At 74.0% G+C, this 15,671-nt stretch carries 13 protein-coding genes; 10 read left to right on the forward strand and 3 right to left on the reverse strand.

The genetic code is table 11. From position 1 onward, the window contains the following. The first annotated feature begins 255 nt into the window (after nt 1-255). From HUT16_RS34055 to HUT16_RS34080, 6 genes are all read left to right on the forward strand, one after another. Nucleotides 256-1,680: a sulfatase gene (locus tag HUT16_RS34055; protein ID WP_176191851.1), complete on the forward strand. Its 1,425-nt coding sequence runs from the start codon at nt 256-258 to the stop codon at nt 1,678-1,680. A gap of 91 nt (nt 1,681-1,771) precedes the next feature. After that, on the forward strand, nt 1,772-2,788 hold the full coding sequence (locus HUT16_RS34060) for a formylglycine-generating enzyme family protein (RefSeq protein WP_176191852.1): 1,017 nt from the start codon (nt 1,772-1,774) through the stop codon (nt 2,786-2,788). Between the two features lie 336 nt (nt 2,789-3,124). Continuing rightward, on the forward strand, nt 3,125-5,284 hold the full coding sequence (locus tag HUT16_RS34065; RefSeq protein WP_176191853.1) for a M4 family metallopeptidase: 2,160 nt from the start codon (nt 3,125-3,127) through the stop codon (nt 5,282-5,284). A gap of 123 nt (nt 5,285-5,407) precedes the next feature. Beyond that, entirely contained in the window at nt 5,408-8,170 is a 2,763-nt protein-coding gene (locus tag HUT16_RS39515) for a LuxR family transcriptional regulator (protein ID WP_176191854.1), read from the forward strand. Between the two features lie 124 nt (nt 8,171-8,294). Further along, complete coding sequence (locus tag HUT16_RS34075; RefSeq protein WP_176191855.1) at nt 8,295-8,786, forward strand: DUF2975 domain-containing protein; 492 nt, start codon at nt 8,295-8,297, stop codon at nt 8,784-8,786. Beyond that, nucleotides 8,786-9,058 (forward strand): helix-turn-helix transcriptional regulator, encoded by a 273-nt coding sequence (locus HUT16_RS34080; protein WP_176191856.1) that lies wholly within the window; start codon nt 8,786-8,788, stop codon nt 9,056-9,058. The genes HUT16_RS34075 and HUT16_RS34080 overlap by 1 nt, the downstream gene beginning before the upstream one ends. Nucleotides 9,059-9,101: 43 nt before the next feature. Here HUT16_RS34080 and HUT16_RS34085 read toward each other — a convergent pair whose 3' ends face one another. Both HUT16_RS34085 and HUT16_RS34090 read right to left on the reverse strand, forming a co-directional pair. Continuing rightward, nucleotides 9,102-9,656, reverse strand: a complete 555-nt coding sequence (locus tag HUT16_RS34085) for an MOSC domain-containing protein (RefSeq protein ID WP_176191857.1) — start codon at nt 9,654-9,656, stop codon at nt 9,102-9,104. A gap of 74 nt (nt 9,657-9,730) precedes the next feature. Further along, nucleotides 9,731-10,654 carry a LysR family transcriptional regulator gene (locus tag HUT16_RS34090; protein ID WP_176191858.1) on the reverse strand — a complete coding sequence of 308 codons (924 nt, stop codon included), beginning with the start codon at nt 10,652-10,654 and terminating at the stop codon, nt 9,731-9,733. A gap of 84 nt (nt 10,655-10,738) precedes the next feature. Between HUT16_RS34090 and HUT16_RS34095 the strand changes: the two genes are divergently transcribed. Genes HUT16_RS34095 through HUT16_RS34105 form a run of 3 tightly spaced genes read left to right on the forward strand, consistent with a single transcriptional unit; the run spans nt 10,739 to nt 14,177 of the window. Continuing rightward, nucleotides 10,739-11,479, forward strand: coding sequence for a succinate dehydrogenase cytochrome b subunit (locus HUT16_RS34095; protein ID WP_176191859.1), 741 nt, complete (start codon nt 10,739-10,741; stop codon nt 11,477-11,479). Between the two features lie 29 nt (nt 11,480-11,508). Further along, complete coding sequence (locus HUT16_RS34100; protein WP_176191860.1) at nt 11,509-13,452, forward strand: fumarate reductase/succinate dehydrogenase flavoprotein subunit; 1,944 nt, start codon at nt 11,509-11,511, stop codon at nt 13,450-13,452. Further along, the gene (locus HUT16_RS34105; RefSeq protein WP_176191861.1) at nt 13,449-14,177 is read left to right on the forward strand and encodes a succinate dehydrogenase/fumarate reductase iron-sulfur subunit; all 729 of its coding nucleotides are present in this window, start codon (nt 13,449-13,451) and stop codon (nt 14,175-14,177) included. Before HUT16_RS34100 ends, HUT16_RS34105 begins: the two co-directional genes overlap by 4 nt. A gap of 103 nt (nt 14,178-14,280) precedes the next feature. On the opposite strand, the gene HUT16_RS34110 is transcribed toward HUT16_RS34105, so the two are convergent. Continuing rightward, nucleotides 14,281-14,700: a helix-turn-helix domain-containing protein gene (locus HUT16_RS34110; RefSeq protein WP_176191862.1), complete on the reverse strand. Its 420-nt coding sequence runs from the start codon at nt 14,698-14,700 to the stop codon at nt 14,281-14,283. 90 nt (nt 14,701-14,790) lie between these two features. Between HUT16_RS34110 and HUT16_RS34115 the strand changes: the two genes are divergently transcribed. Beyond that, a complete protein-coding gene (locus HUT16_RS34115) occupies nt 14,791-15,612 on the forward strand; it encodes an NAD(P)H-binding protein (RefSeq protein WP_176191863.1) in 822 nt (273 codons plus the stop codon). The last annotated feature ends 59 nt before the right edge of the window (nt 15,613-15,671 follow it).

Here is a 15,671-nt window from a genome sequence, read left to right on the forward strand (position 1 = left end):
CAACGACCGGAGCCCCGTCAACCGCCGCTGACGGCGCGAGCGGGACGTCCCCGCGGTCCGGGGACGAAACATTGCAACGGGCCCGTGAACAGCGTGCGTTGTCTGCCCGCTGCCAATTGCGGGGGGCTCCGGCGCGCCCGTAGGTTCACCGTCAGCGCGCCGCGCACGATCCGTTCCGCCCGGCCGGGGACGCCCGCCGACTCGCACCGCCCGCCGCCACTCCTGCAGCCATTCCAGCGAAAGGGTACGCACGCCATGAGTCGGAACCCCGAACCGCACCGCGACGAGCCGAAGTTGGGCCGTCGCGGTTTCCTGGCCGGCGCCGCCTCGGTGGCCGCCGCCACCGCGCTGCCACTGGGCCTCGGCGCCGGGAGCGCCGCCGCCGCGGGCAGCAGCCGGCCGAACATCCTGGTGATCCTCACCGACGACCAGCCCAAGCAGACCGAGTGGGCCACCCCCAAGACGGTGGACTGGCTGGTCGGGCACGGCGTGCGGTTCACCGCCGGGCACGTCACCACGCCGCTGTGCGCGCCGTCCCGCTCGTCGATCTTCAGCGGGAAGTACGCGCACCACCACGGCGTCCGCGACAACGGGCACCCGTACAACCTCGACCAGCACGACACGATCCAGCGGGCGCTCAGCCAGGCCGGGTACCGCACCGGTCTGTTCGGCAAGTACCTGAACGCCTGGCACCCGACCGACAACCCGCCGCACTTCGAGGAGTGGCTGCTGTCGGACCCGGTGGTCTACAACAACGGGCAGTACAACGACAACGGCACCGTCCACACCATCGCGGGCTACTCCACCTCGGTCATCCGCGACCGCACCCTGGCCTTCCTCGACAAGGCCGCCACCGACACCCGCCCCTGGTTCGCGTTCGTCGCGCCGAAGGCCCCGCACGCGCCGAACACCCCCGAGCCCAAGTACGCCGACACGGTCGTCCCGGTCTGGAACGGCCGCCCGTCGGTCGACGAGGCCGACCGCAGCGACAAGCCCGAGTGGATCCAGAACTCCACCGGCACCCTGGCCAGCGGGCGCCAGCTGCGGACCAACCAGCTGCGCACCCTGCTCTCGGTGGACGACGCGGTGCAGGCGATCCACGACAAGCTGGCCGCGCTCGGGCAGCTGAACAACACCCTGGTGGTCTACCTCGGCGACAACGGCTACACCTGGGCCGACCACGGCTGGTCCAAGAAGTCGGTGCCCTACCTGCCCTCGGTCGAGGTGCCGTTCTACGTGTCCTGGCCGGCCGGCGGCCTCGGCGCGGGCAGCCCCGCCGACAACCGGATCGTTGCCAACATCGACATCGCCCCCACCGTCCTGCAGGCCGCCGGGATCACCCCGGACTGGGCGGTCGACGGCCACTCGCTGCTCGGCTCGTACAGCCGCGACCACCTGCTGGTCGAGTGGTGGGAGCAGGGCCCGCACCAGGCGGCGAGCCCGCACACCTGGTCCTCGTACCTGTCGAAGACCCGGCAGTACACCGAGTACTACAAGCTGCACACCGATGCGAACGGCCTGCCCGTCGGCACCGGCGAGGTCGCCTTCCGGGAGTACTACGACCTGGACGCCGACCCGTACCAGCTGGTCAACAAGCTGTACCAGGCCACCCCGGCCCAGGAGCAGGCGCTCGGCATCCCGGCCCTCGCGGCCACCCTCAACGCCGAGCGCACCGCCTGACCGAGCCCGGCGAGCCCCGCTCGCAAGCCCCGGCCGGTCGTCTCCCCGGCGACCGGCCGGACCTCGTCCCTCCCGAACCGAAGAGGCCGCCATGCTCTCCTGCTGCACCCCCGGGCACGAGCCCGCCGACCTCGGTCCGTCCGTGCTGACCCTGAGCCCGTCGGCCCCGCCCGCCGCGCTGCCCCCGCCCGTCACGCTGTCCTCGCCCGCCGCGTCGCCGTCGCCGTCGCAGCCGCCCTCGCCCGCCGCGCTGCGGGCCGTCCGCGGGCTGCTGGAGCTGCCCGGCGGGGCGTTCCTGATGGGCGGACAGGACCCGGACGGCATCCCCGGCGACGGCGAGGGGCCCGTCCGCGAGGTGCGGCTCGCGCCGTTCGCGATCGCCGCGACCACCGTCACCAACGCCGAGTTCGCCTCCTTCGTCCGGGAGACCGGGCACGTCACCGACGCCGAGCGCTTCGGCTCCAGCTTCGTCTTCGAGGGCTTCCTCGCCGACCGGCTGCGCGCGGCCTCCCCGCAGGTCGCCGCCACCCCGTGGTGGCGGGCCGTCGAGGGCGCCACCTGGCGCGCCCCCGAGGGTCCCGGCAGCGACTTCGCCACCCGCCAGCAGCACCCCGTGGTGCACGTCTCCTGGAACGACGCGCAGGCGTACTGCGCGTGGTCCGGCACCCGGCTGCCCACCGAGGCCCAGTGGGAGTACGCGGCGCGCGGCGGCCGCAGCGGCACCCGCTACCCGTGGGGCGACGAACTCGCCCCCGACGGGCGGGAGGTGCTCAACATCTGGCAGGGCGACTTCCCGACCCGCAACACCGGCCGGCACCGCTCCACCGCTCCCGTCCGCTCCTACCGCCCCAACGGGTACGGCCTGTACAACGTGCTCGGCAACGTCTGGGAGTGGTGCGCCGACCACTTCAGCCCCGACCACCACCGCCCCGACACGCCCGCCACCCGCCGGGACCCGCTCGGCCCGCCCACCGGCACCGCCCGGGTGATGCGCGGCGGCTCGCACATGTGCCACGCCTCCTACTGCAACCGCTACCGCCTGGCCGCCCGCTCCTCGAACACCCCCGACAGCTCCAGCGGCAACATCGGCTTCCGCGTCGCCCGTTGAGCACCCGGGGAGCCCTCGTCGAGCGTCGGGGGAGCCCCCGCCGAGCCCCCGCCGAGCCCCCGCCGAGCCCCCGCCGAGCCCCCGCCGAGCCCCCGCCGAGCCCCCGTCGAGTGCCCGGAGAGCATGCGGCGAGCGCCCGGCGCCGCGCCGGAGGGGCTCCCTGGGGGAGGGCGCGACGCACCCTTGACCGGCCCTTGCCGAGTCCGCGAGGGCATGTCGCGGGGGCGCCCCGCGGTCCTAGCGTCCTGCCGCCGAGCCGAAACCGGCCGCGACGCCACACCCCACCGGCGCCGTCGGCCGTCCCCCATCAACCCCGGCTCGGTGGGAGGAAACCCGATGAACCGCAAGACCGCTCTGGCGGCAGCTGTTGCGGCCGCCCTCACCATGGGCACCGTGATGGTGGCGAGCTCTCAGTCCCCCGCGCTGGCCAGCGGCACCACCGCGAACGGCGCCGGGTACCAGGCGATGACCACCGTGGGCCGCATCGCGGTCATGGAGCAGGCCGGGAAGGACGCCGGCGCGGTGGCGAAGTCACTGGGCCTCGGCCCGGACGAGCGCCTGCTGGCCAAGGACGTGATGGTCGACAACGACGGTTCCCGGCACGTGCGGTACGACCGCACCTACCGCGGGCTGCCGGTGATCGGCGGCGACCTGGTGGTGCACTACGGCAAGAACGGCAAGCTCACCTCGACCAGTTGGGCGCACGAGGGCGCGATCAAGGTGGCGGGCGTGTCGCCCAAGCTGTCCGGCCAGGACGCCTCGGCCACCGCCGTGCGCAGCGCCAAGCACGTCAAGCAGGCCCGCACCACCAGCCTCGACACCAGCCAGCTGGTGGTCTGGGCGGTCGGCAAGGTCCCGGTGCTGGCCTACCGCAACACCGTCACCGGCACCGGTGAGGCGGGCGCCAACTCCCGCGAGGCCGTCCTGGTGGACGCCGCCAGCGGCGCGGTCCTCGACCAGTACGAGGTCAACCAGACCATCTCCGGCACCGGCAACGGCGTCAACGTCGGGCAGGTCACCATCGAGACCAGCCAGGGCGGCAGCGGCTACACGCTGACCGACGCGCTGCACGGCTCCACGGTCGTCTACGACTCGTACAACAGCCCGCAGTCGAACCCCGCGCAGAACGCCCGGACGTTCTCCAAGTCGTCCAACTCCTGGGGCAACGGCTCCACTTCGAGCCGGGAGAGCGCCGCCGTCGACGCCTCCTACGGCCTCGCCAAGACCTGGGACTTCTACAAGAACACCTTCAACCGCAGCGGCATCCGCAACGACGGCCGCGGCGCCCCCGCGTACGTGCACGTGGACAACCAGCTGCTGAACGCCTTCTACGACGACTCCTGCTTCTGCATGTCCTTCGGCGACGGCTCCTCGCAGAACGGCAACACCCCGCTCACCGCCCTGGACGTCTCCGGCCACGAGATGAGCCACGGCGTCACCGCCGCCACCGCCAACCTCAACTACTCCGGCGAGTCCGGCGGCCTCAACGAGGCCACCAGCGACATCTTCGGCACCATGGTCGAGTTCTACGCGGGCAACAGCACCGACCCCGGCGACTACTACATCGGCGAGAAGCTCCACATGGGCAACGGCTACCTGCGCCGGATGGACAACCCGGCCGCCGACGGCTCCTCGCTGTCCTGCTACAGCAGCCGGGCCGGCCAGGTCGACGTGCACTACTCCTCCGGCATCGCCAACCACTTCTTCTACCTGACCGCCGAGGGCACCGGCGCCAAGACCATCGGCGGCCTGCCGCACAACGGCACCCCGTGCAACGGCGACAGCTTCGGCGGCATCGGCAAGGACAAGGCCGCGGCGATCTGGTACCGCGCCCTGTCCACCTACATGACCTCCACCACCAACTACTCCTCGGCGCGCACCGCGACCCTGCAGGCCGCCGCCGACCTGTACGGCGCCAACTCGCAGGAGCGGTACATCGTCTCCAAGGCCTGGGCCGCCGTCTCGCTCGGCACCGCGCTGCCCGACCCGGGCGGCAACCAGTCCCCGACGCCGTCGCCGTCGCCGTCCTCCTCGTCCACCGGCAACCCCAACCCGGGCGGCAACGCGCTGGTCAACGGCGACTTCGAGCAGGGCACCACCGGCTGGACGCAGAGCGCCAACGACATCACCAACTCCAACCAGCAGCAGGCGCACGGCGGTTCCTGGTACGCCTGGATGATGGGCTACGGCTCCGCGGCCAGCGAGACCCTCGCGCAGAACAACGTCGCCGTCCCGTCCACCGGCAGCCCGAAGCTCACCTTCTGGCTGAAGGTCACCACCCAGGAGTCCGGCTCCACCGCCTACGACACGCTCAAGGTCAGCGCCAACGGCCAGACCCTGGCGACGTACTCCAACGCCAACGCCTCCTCCGGCTACGTGCAGAAGACCGTCGACCTGAGCGCCTTCCGCGGCCAGACCGTCAACCTGCAGTTCGCCGGCCAGGAGGACGCCTACCTGTCGACGGTCTTCCTGATCGACGACGTCAGCGTCGGCTGACCGGAGGACCTCCTGAAGTCCCCAACGATCAAGCCTTAAAAGGGACTTAACAGCGGGTCGCGAGGGTGTCGTGTTCATGCGACACCCTCGCGCAGCCGGTTCGGAGGCGGCACACTGACCGCCATGACCGGCATCCTCCCCGGACCGGCCGGGTCCGCCACCACCCCGGCGGACCCGACCGAGCCCCCACTCGTCGACCGCGCCCACCTGCTCGCCGACATCCGCGCCGCCCTCACCGCCACCGGCGGCGTCCTGCTGCACGGACCGGCCGGCATCGGGAAGACCGCGCTGCTCGACGCCCTCGCCCAGGACGCCGGCCCGGCGGGCGAGACCGTGCTGCGCAGCAGCCCCACCGCCGCCGAGGCGGACCTGCCGCACCTCGCCCTGATCGACCTCCTCGGCGAAGCCCTCCCCGGCCTCGCCGAGGACCTGCCCGACCACCTGCGCCAGGCCCTGGAGTGCGCCCTGCTCCACCGCGCCCCCCAACCCGGCGCCCCCACCGACCCGTTGGCCGTCCGGGTGGCCGTCCTCGAAGCGCTGCGCCGGCTCGCCCAGCGCGCCCCCGTCCTCGTCCTGCTCGACGACACCCAGTGGCTCGACGAGGCCAGCCGCCAGGTCATCGCCTTCACCGCCCGCCGGCTCGCCGACCGCCGGGTCCGCTTCGCCGTCACCGAACGCACCGAACGCGCCGACGCCGCACCCGAGATGGGCGCGCTCTGCCCGCCCGCCGCCCGCGAGATCGCGGTCGGACCGCTCGGCGAACGCGGCACCGGCGCCCTGCTGCGCGAACGGCTCGACCTGCGGCTGAGCGGTCTCACCCTGACCCGCGTCCACACCGTCAGCGGCGGAAACCCCTACTACGCCCTGGAGTTGGGCCGCGCACTGGTCGGCGGCAGCGAGAGCGCACTCGCCGCCGACCCCGCCCGCCCGCTCGACGTCCCGCACCGGCTGCGCGCCCTGGTCTCCGCCCGGCTCGGCGAACTCCCGCACGCCGCACGGCAGTCGCTCACCGTCCTGGCCGCCGCCCGCAGCGGCACCGGCCTGCCCGCCGCCGTCACCGAACCGCTCGCCGCCGCCCGCCGCCACGGCATCGTCCAGCAGAACCCCACCGGCGCACCCCAGTTCAGCCACCCCCTGGTCGCCGAAGTGGTCCTCGCCGACGCCACCCCCGACGCCCTGCGCGCCGCCCACCGACTGCTCGCCGAACTCGCCGCCGACCCGGTCGAGCAAGTCCGCCACCAGGCGCTCGCCGCCGACGCCCCGGACCCGCACCTCGCCTCCCGGCTGCACCGGGCCGCCGACACCGCCCTCACCCGCGGCGCCCCCGGCACCGCCGCCGAACTGCTCCGCCTCGCCGCCGACCACACCCCCGACCCCGACACCGCGGGCCGCCGCCTGCTCGCCGCCGCCCGCAACGCCGTCGCCGCCGGACTGCCCGACCTCGCCCGCGCCTGCGGCGAACGCCTGGAGAACGCCCCCGCCGCCGACGTCCGGGTGCACGCCCGGCTGCTGCTCGCCCGCCTGCTCGGCCCCGACCACCCCGGCGCCGAACCGCTGCTCGCCGCCGCCGCCGAGGACACCGGCGGCCACCCCGCCCTCACCGCAGCCGTCCACCAGGAACGCGCCGTCCGCGCCCTGCACCGCGGCGACCGCGCCGAGGGGCTCGCCGAACTCGCCACCGCCGAGAAGCACGCCGACCACGCCGACGACCCCGACCTGCTGGTCGAACTCCTCGCCCAGCGCGCCCCGCTGACCCTGCTCACCGACCCCGCCCTGGGCCTGGCCCAACTCGAACGCGGCTGCCGCCTCGCCGCCGGACGGCCCCCCACCGCCGCCGCCGTGTTCTGCCGCGAAGGGCTCGCCGTCGCCGCCCTGCGCAGCGGCGACCTGCCCCGCGCCGTCGCCGAGGTCGAAACCCTGCGCGCCGAGGTCGAGGCCACCGGCCGCACCGAGGACCTCGCCGACGTCCTCTACATCTCCGCCTCCGTCTACGAACGCGCCGGACGCTGCACCGAGGCGTACGCCGCCGGCCGCGCCGCCCACGACCTGCGCGAACGCATCGAACCCAGCCCCGGCCCGGCCCGCGTCCTCGGCGGCGCCGCCGAACTCAACGGCGGCACCGCCGACCGCGCCGCCCGCCTCCTCGACTCCGCGATCCGCGCCGCCGAGGACGACCACGACCGCGAGTGGCTCGCCTACGCCCACGGCCTGCGCGGCCGGGTCGAACTCCTGCGCGGCAACCACCCGGCCGCCGCCGACCACCTCGCCCGGTGCCGACTCCTGCTGCGCCGCATGGAGTTCACCGACCCCTCGCTCTTCCTGGTGGACGCCGACCTGGCCGAGGCGCTCGCCCTCTCCGGCCGCCAGGAGGAAGCCGCCGCCACCCTCGCCGACGCCCGCGACCGCGCCGCCCGGCTCGGCCGCGACGTCCTCACCCTCGGCCTGCACCGCGCCGAGGCCCACCTCACCGCCGCCGCCGACCCCCGCCGCGCCGCCGACACGCTGCGCGCGCTGATCCCCGACACCCACCCCTACCCGCTCGAACTCGCCCGCGCCCACCTCGCGCTGGGCGCCCTGGAACGCCGCGCCCGCCGCCGCGCCGCCGCCCGCACCGCGCTCCAGGAGGCCCACGCCCGCTACACCGCCGCTGGCTGCCTGCCCTGGCAGCAGCACGCCACCGCCGCCCTCGCCGCGCTCGACGCGCTGGAGGCCGACCCCACGCCCATGCAGCAGCAGATCCTCGCCCTGATCCGCTCCGGCGCCACCAACCGCGAGATCGCCGCCCGGCTGCACCTCTCGGTCAAGGCGGTCGAGGCCAACCTGACCCGCCTCTACCGCCAGTACGGCGTCCGGGGACGGGCCGAACTGGCCCGCCACCGCGACTGACGGCCGCCACCGCCACCGCGACCGATGGCCGGCGCCTCCGGGGGCGGCCGTCCGTCCGCCCAGCCCTTGCCCGATCAATCGAAAATCGATAGATTCCCATCGTCTCTCGATGGAAGTGTGGGTCATGGGAAAACTGACAGTGCGCGCCCTGCGTGCCGTGCTCGTGGTGGTGCTCACCGGCACCGTGTTCGTCCAGACGATGATGGCGTGGGCGCTGGTCGGCGGGAACGACCCGGAGGACGGTTCGCTCCCGCTCACCCCGCTGCGGGTGGTCACCATCCTGGGCATCGGAGCGGCGCAGGTCGCCCTGGTCTGCGTGTGGCGCCTGGTGACGATGGTGCGGCGCGGGACCGTCTTCTCCCACGCCGCCTTCCGCTACGTGGACGGCATCATCGGCGCGGTCGTCGCGGCCGCCCTCGTCTGGTTCACGGTCACCGCCCTGAACGCGCCCGGCCAGCGGGACGACCCCGGCGTCACCCTGATCATGGGCGGGATCGGGGTGGCCGTCCTGGGCGTCGCGCTCATCGTGCTGGTGCTGCGGGCGCTGCTCTCCCAGGCCGTCGCCCGCGACGTCGAAGCGGCCCGGATGCAGGCGGAGCTGGACGAGGTGGTCTGATGCCGATCGTCGTCGACGTCGACGTGATGCTGGCCCGGCGGAAGATGTCCGTGGGGGAGCTCGCCGACCGGGTGGGGATCACGCCCGCCAACCTGGCGGTGCTCAAGAACGGCCGGGCCAAGGCGGTGCGCTTCACCACGCTCGCCGCGCTCTGCGAGGTGCTCGACTGCCAGCCGGGCGACCTGCTCCGCTGGGAAGCGGACGACCAAGCGGACGACCGGGCGGACGGCCCGGTGGACGCGGGGCGGGCGGTGGACGCGACGGGCGGGTGATCCCCGTTCCCCCCCGCACCCGCCCCGCCCGCCCCGCAGGCGCTCAGACCCGGTCGAGCGGGCGGTGCGGCTCGGGCGGCAGCGTGACGGCGATGCCGTCGCCGGGGCGGATCTCGCCGCCGGAGCGGACCACGCCCATGATCCCGGCCTTGCGGACCACGGCCCCGCTCCCGTCCCGCTCCACCACCTGCTTGAGCAGCCCGTGCTGGAAGTCGTCGATCTGCGCGCACGGGTTGCGCAGCCCGGTCACCTCGACCACCGCCGCGCCGCCGTCCGCGTCCCCGAAGCGCAGCAGCGTCCCGACGGGCAGCCCCAGCAGGTCGACGCCCCGGGTGGTGACGTTCTCGCCCAACTGCCCCGGCCCGACGGTGAAACCGGACTCCGCCAGCTCCTCGAACAGCTCGGCGTGCATCAGGTGCACCTGCCGCAGGTTCGGCTGGGTCGGGTCCTGCGCGACCCGGGAGCGGTGCTTCACCGTCACCCCGGCGTGCACGTCCCCCTCGACCCCGAGGCCCTCGACCAGCCGGATGCCCTCCCGGTTCGGCTTCGTGAACGAGTACTCCCCGTTGCTGCTGACCGCCACCACGTTCCCGGTCACCCGGACCACCTCTCGTCGTACCGCGATGCGTACCGATGTTCCGTGCACCCACCCTACGCGCGGCCCGTCCGGGGTCAGGGGGCGGGGAGCAGCCGGGTGCCCGGCGGCAGCGAGTCGGTGCGGTCGGCCTCCCGGAGGTAGGCGAGCAGGGCCTCGCGGAAGGCGGCCGCGGCGCGGGTGAGCGGCAGTTCGCGGCCGTGCGCGAGCGCGATGGTGCGGCCGAGGCCCGGCGGGACGAAGGGGGTGCTGGGCAGCGCGGCGCTGGCGGCGACCATGCCGGGTACGACCGCGGGCCCGAGACCGGCCCGGACGGCGGCCAGGACGGCGTCCATCTCGCCGCCCTCGACCGCGTACGAGGGCTCGAACCCGGCCGCCCGGCAGGCCGCCAGGGTGGTCTCGCGGACGTCGTAGCCCTCGCGGAACATCACCAGGTCCCGGCCGCGCAGGTCGGTGATCCGGGCTCGGCGGCGGGGGAGCGGGTCGGCCGAGACCAGCACCAGGTCCTCGTGCAGCAGCGGGGTGACGTCGAGCGGCGCGGGCGGGGCGGAGCCGGGGGTGATCACCAGCGCGAGGTCCAGCTGTCCGGCCTCCAGGTCGCGGACCAGGTCGCGCGAGCCGCCCTCGGTCAGCCGCAGGTCGACGCCCGGGTACCGGGCCCGGTAGGTGCCCAGCACCTGCGGGACCAGGCTGGCGCACAGCGAGGGCGGCGCCCCGAAGCGGACCCGGCCGCGGCGCAGCTGCACCGTCTCGGCGACGGCCCGCCGGGCGCTGTCCGCGTCGGCCAGGATCCGGCGGGCCAGCGGCAGCAGCGCCGCGCCGGCGTCGGTCAGGGTCGTCCCGGAGCGCGCGCGGTAAAACAGCTCGGCGCCCAACTCCCGTTCCAGCGAGCGGATCTGCTGGGACAGCGAGGGCTGCGAGACGTGGCTCAGCTCGGCGGCCCGGGTGAAGTGCCGGGCGTCGGCGACCGCGACGAAGTAGGCGAGCTGCTGCAACTGCACACCAGCCATCATAGGCAGTGCCTATCGCGATCAGCGCTTCCATGTCTTGGACACCCCCGACACGCCCGGCCTACGGTCATGGTCATGGCTTCTGCTACCCGGACGAACCGGGCGAACCGGACGACCCGGACCGTTGCCCCCGGCCGGCACCCGTCCTCCCTGGCGTCGCTGTGGCGCAGCTCCGTCGGCAAGAAGGCGGTGATGGCGGTCAGCGGCCTGGTGATGCTGGCCTACCTGGTCGCCCACATGCTCGGCAACCTCAAGGTGTTCTTCGGCCCGCAGGACATCAACGGCTACGCGCACTGGCTGCGCACCCTGGGCCAGCCCCTCCTGCACTACGGCTGGTTCCTCTGGCTGGCCCGGCTGGCCCTGCTGGCGGCCGTGGTCGCCCACGGCACCGCCGCCTACCAGCTCTCCCGCCGCGACCTGCGGGCCCGCCCGGTGAAGTACGTCCACCAGCGGCAGCGGGCGACGTACGCGACCCGGACGATGCGCTGGGGCGGGGTGATCCTCGGGCTGTTCATCGTCTGGCACATCCTCGACCTGACCACCCTCACGGTGAACCCGGCCGCCGAGGAGGGCCACCCGTACCAGAACATCGTGGCCTCGTTCTCCACCTGGTACTCGGGCGGGATCTACTGCCTGGCGATGCTGGCGCTCGGCCTGCACGTGCGGCACGGCTTCTGGAGCGCCGCGCAGACCCTGGGCGTCAACAACCCGCGCCGGGACCGGGCGCTGAAGCTCGCGGCGAACGGGCTGGCGCTGCTGCTGACCGCGGGGTTCCTGTCGGTGCCGGTGGCCGTGATGGCCGGACTGGTCCGATGAACCCCCCACACCCCACCGGGAGCACGGCAATGAGCTACCTCGACTACACCCTCGGCGCGCCGCTCGCCGACACCGCCGCCCCGGCCGGGCCGATCGAACAGCGCTGGGAGCAGCGGCGGTTCGAGGCCAAGCTGGTCAACCCGGCCAACCGCCGCAAGCACACCGTCATCGTGGTCGGCACCGGCCTGGCCGGCGGCGCGGCCGGCGCGACCCTGGCCGAACAGGGCTACCACGTCGTCCAGTTCTGCTTCCAGGACTCCCCGCGGCGGGCCCACTCGATCGCCGCGCAGGGCGGCATCAACGCCGCCAAGAACTACCGCAACGACGGCGACTCGGTGCGCCGGCTGTTCTACGACACCGTCAAGGGCGGCGACTTCCGGGCCCGCGAGTCCAACGTGCACCGGCTCGCCGAGGTCTCGGTGGAGATCATCGACCAGTGCGTGGCCCAGGGCGTCCCGTTCGCCCGCGAGTACGGCGGCCTGCTCGACACCCGCTCCTTCGGCGGCGTCCAGGTCTCCCGCACCTTCTACGCCCGCGGCCAGACCGGCCAGCAGCTGCTGCTCGGCGCCTACCAGGCGCTGTCCCGGCAGATCGCCGCCGGGAACGTCGAGATGCACCCGCGCACCGAGATGCTCGACCTGCTGGTGGTCGACGGCCGGGCCCGCGGCATCGTCGCCCGCGACCTGGTCACCGGCGAGATCCGCTCCTACACCGCGGACGCCGTGGTGCTCGCCACCGGCGGCTACGGCAACGTCTTCTACCTCTCCACCAACGCCAAGAACTCCAACGCCACCGCGATCTGGCGGGCCCACCGGCGCGGCGCGCACTTCGCCAACCCGTGCTTCACCCAGATCCACCCCACCTGCATCCCGCGCTCCGGCGACCACCAGTCCAAGCTGACCCTGATGAGCGAGTCGCTGCGCAACGACGGCCGGATCTGGGTGCCGAAGGCCAAGGGCGACACCCGCCCGGCGGCGCAGATCCCGGAGGACGAGCGGGACTACTACCTGGAGCGGATCTACCCGGCGTTCGGCAACCTGGTGCCCCGCGACATCGCCTCCCGGGCCGCCAAGGTGGTCTGCGACGAGGGCCGCGGCGTCGGCCCCGGCGGGCAGGGCGTCTACCTGGACTTCGCCGACGCCGTCGCCCGGCTCGGCCGGGACGCCGTCGAGGCCAAGTACGGCAACCTGTTCGAGATGTACGAGCGGATCACCGCCGAGGACCCGTACACCGTCCCGATGCGGATCTACCCGGCGATCCACTACACGATGGGCGGCCTCTGGGTCGACTACGACCTGCAGACCACGATCCCCGGCCTGTTCGCGATCGGCGAGGCCAACTTCTCCGACCACGGCGCCAACCGGCTCGGCGCCAGCGCCCTGATGCAGGGCCTGGCCGACGGCTACTTCGTGCTGCCGCCCACCCTCAACGACTACCTGGGCCGCACCAAGCTCGCCGCCGTCCCCGCCGACCACCCCGAACTCGCCGCCGTCCAGGCCGAGTCCGCCGACCGGCTGAAGCGGATCCTGGCCGTCGACGGCGACCGCACCCCCGACTCCTTCCACCGCGAACTCGGCGAACTCCTCTGGGAGGAGTGCGGCATGGCCCGCGACGAGGCCGGACTGCGCCGCGCGCTGGAGCGCATCCCGCTGATCCGGGACGAGTTCTGGCGCCGGATCAAGGTGCCCGGCACCGGCGAGGAGCTCAACCAGGCCCTGGAGAAGGCCAACCGGCTGGTCGACTACTTCGAACTCGCCGAACTCATGTGCCTGGACGCGCTGCACCGAGCCGAGTCCTGCGGCGGCCACTTCCGCACCGAGTCCGCCACGCCCGAGGGCGAAGCCGCCCGCCGCGACGAGGAGTTCGGCTACGCCGCGGCCTGGGAGTTCACCGGCACCGGCGAAGCCCCCGTCCTGCACAAGGAAGAGCTCGTCTTCGAGCACGTCCACCCCACCCAGCGGAGCTACGCGTGAACCTCACCCTGCGCATCTGGCGCCAGCAAGGCCCGGACACCCCGGGCGAGATGACCGAGTACCGGGTCTCCGGGATCAGCGAGGACATGTCCTTCCTGGAGATGCTCGACACCCTCAACGAGGAACTCATCCTGCGCGGGGAGCGCCCCGTCGCCTTCGACCACGACTGCCGCGAGGGCATCTGCGGCGCCTGCGGCATGGTCATCAACGGCCAGGCCCACGGCCCCGAACGCACCACCACCTGCCAGCTGCACATGCGGCACTTCACCGACGGCGACACCATCGACGTCGAACCCTGGCGGGCCGGCGCCTTCCCCGTGGTCCGCGACCTGGTGGTGGACCGCTCCGCGCTCGACCGGATCATCGGCTCCGGCGGCTACGTCACCGCCCCCACCGGCTCCGCCCCCGAGGCGCACGCCACCCCCGTCCCCAAGGAGGCCGCCGACCTCGCCTTCGAGCACGCCGAGTGCATCGGCTGCGGGGCCTGCGTCGCCGCCTGCCCCAACGGCTCCGCGATGCTGTTCACCGCCGCCAAGGTCGTCCACCTCAACGTGCTCCCGCAGGGCGCGCCCGAACGCGCCTCCCGGGTGCGGAACATGGTGGAGACCATGGACGACGAGGGCTTCGGCGGCTGCACCAACACCGGCGAGTGCGCCACCGCCTGCCCCAAGGGCATCCCGCTGAGCGGGATCTCCCGCCTCAACCGCGAGTTCCTGCGGAGCTGACCGGCCCGGCCCGCCCACCGGCGGGCCCGCGTCGGCTTCCGGAACACCCGCCCGGTGCTCCGGAAGCCGCACCGGCACCTCCCGCGATCCCCCTGACGGCCCGTCAGCGGACGTCGTGGCCCGGGTGCTCCAGGTCGTACGCCGCCCGGGCCTCGGCGATGGCCCCGCGGTGCGCGAGCGACCAGTCCGCGAGCGCCTTGACCAGGTGGGTCAGCCCGGCCCCCGTCTCGGTCAGCCGGTAGTCGACCCGGGCCGGGACGGTCGGGTACACGGTGCGCCGCACCAGGCCGTCGCGTTCGAGCCGGCGGACGGTGAGCGTGAGCATCCGCTGCGAGATGCCCTCGACGGCGCGCTGCAACTCGCGGAACCGCCGCGGCCCACCGGCGAGTTCGACCACCACCAGCACCGACCACTTGTCGCCGATCCGGTCCAGCACGTCCCGGATGCCGCAGTCGGGGTGGTCGTGCCGCCCGCAGGGGTCGAGGTCCGCGGGGGTGGTTACCGCCGTGTGCGTGAGTGACACCGAACTGCCTCCTTGTGGCCCGTGCCCTGCCGATCGAGGATCAAGCCTAGTTACCGAAGAGAACCAGCACGACGGAAGGCGGCGATCGGCATGATCCTGGTCACGGGAGCGAACGGGAACCTCGGCTCGGCGATCCTCACGGCCCTGCGGGAGCGCGGCACCACGGCGGCCGGGAGCAGCCGCACCCCGGGGGAGGGCACCCGCCGCCTCGACTTCGACGACCCCGCCGCCCTGGACCTCACCGGCGTCGCCACCCTGGTGCTGGTCTCCGCGGGCTACGCCGAGGACGACCGGGTGATCGCCCGGCACGCGGCCGTCCTCGGCGCGGCCGCCCGCGACGGCGTCGGCCACGTCGTCTACACCAGCCTCACCACGGCCGGCGACCACCTCGCCTTCGCCGCCGCCCACCGCGCCACCGAACGCCTGCTGCGCACCGGTTCGCTGCCCTGGACGATCCTCCGCAACGGCCTGTACGCCGAACTCTTCGGCGCCCTGCTGACCTGGACCGGCGACGCCCTGGAGTCCCCGTTCGGCGACGGCGCGCTGGCCGCCGTCGCCCGGGCGGACCTCGCCGAGGCCGCGGCGGCCGTCGCGGCCGATCCGGCCCCGCACCGCGGCCGGGTCCTCGACCTGGTCGGCCCGCCCGTCACCGCCGCCGGGGTCGCGGACCGGCTCGGCGTCCCGCACCGCACCATCGACCTGGGCGAGTACCGCCGCCGCCTCGGCGCAACCCCCGGGCTGCTCCCGTTCCAGCCGCCCATGCTCGCCTCGATCGCCACCGGCATCCGCCACGGCTTCCTCGCCGACACCACCCCCGACCTCACCGACCTCCTCGCCCGCCCCGCCCGCGACCCCCTGGCCATCGCCACCGCCACCGCAGCCGCCACCCGCCCGACGGCCGCGGCGGCCTGACCGGGGGCGGTTCGCCGGAGGGCTGCGCCGTCCGGTTCGGGCTGTCCTGCTCTCGCGGC

Source organism: Kitasatospora sp. NA04385, assembly GCF_013364235.1.
Classification (GTDB): Bacteria; Actinomycetota; Actinomycetes; order Streptomycetales; family Streptomycetaceae; genus Kitasatospora.

Excerpts from the sequence above, each read along its gene's own strand:
- HUT16_RS34060 (WP_176191852.1), top strand. The coding sequence starts at position 1,772 with ATGCTCTCCTGCTGCACCCCCGGGCACGAGCCCGCCGACCTCGGTCCG.
- HUT16_RS34075 (WP_176191855.1), top strand. The coding sequence starts at position 8,295 with ATGGGAAAACTGACAGTGCGCGCCCTGCGTGCCGTGCTCGTGGTGGTG.
- HUT16_RS34065 (WP_176191853.1), top strand. The coding sequence starts at position 3,125 with ATGAACCGCAAGACCGCTCTGGCGGCAGCTGTTGCGGCCGCCCTCACC.
- HUT16_RS34080 (WP_176191856.1), top strand. The coding sequence starts at position 8,786 with ATGCCGATCGTCGTCGACGTCGACGTGATGCTGGCCCGGCGGAAGATG.
- HUT16_RS34095 (WP_176191859.1), top strand. The coding sequence starts at position 10,739 with ATGGCTTCTGCTACCCGGACGAACCGGGCGAACCGGACGACCCGGACC.
- HUT16_RS39515 (WP_176191854.1), top strand. The coding sequence starts at position 5,408 with ATGACCGGCATCCTCCCCGGACCGGCCGGGTCCGCCACCACCCCGGCG.
- HUT16_RS34055 (WP_176191851.1), top strand. The coding sequence starts at position 256 with ATGAGTCGGAACCCCGAACCGCACCGCGACGAGCCGAAGTTGGGCCGT.
- HUT16_RS34115 (WP_176191863.1), top strand. The coding sequence starts at position 14,791 with ATGATCCTGGTCACGGGAGCGAACGGGAACCTCGGCTCGGCGATCCTC.
- HUT16_RS34100 (WP_176191860.1), top strand. The coding sequence starts at position 11,509 with ATGAGCTACCTCGACTACACCCTCGGCGCGCCGCTCGCCGACACCGCC.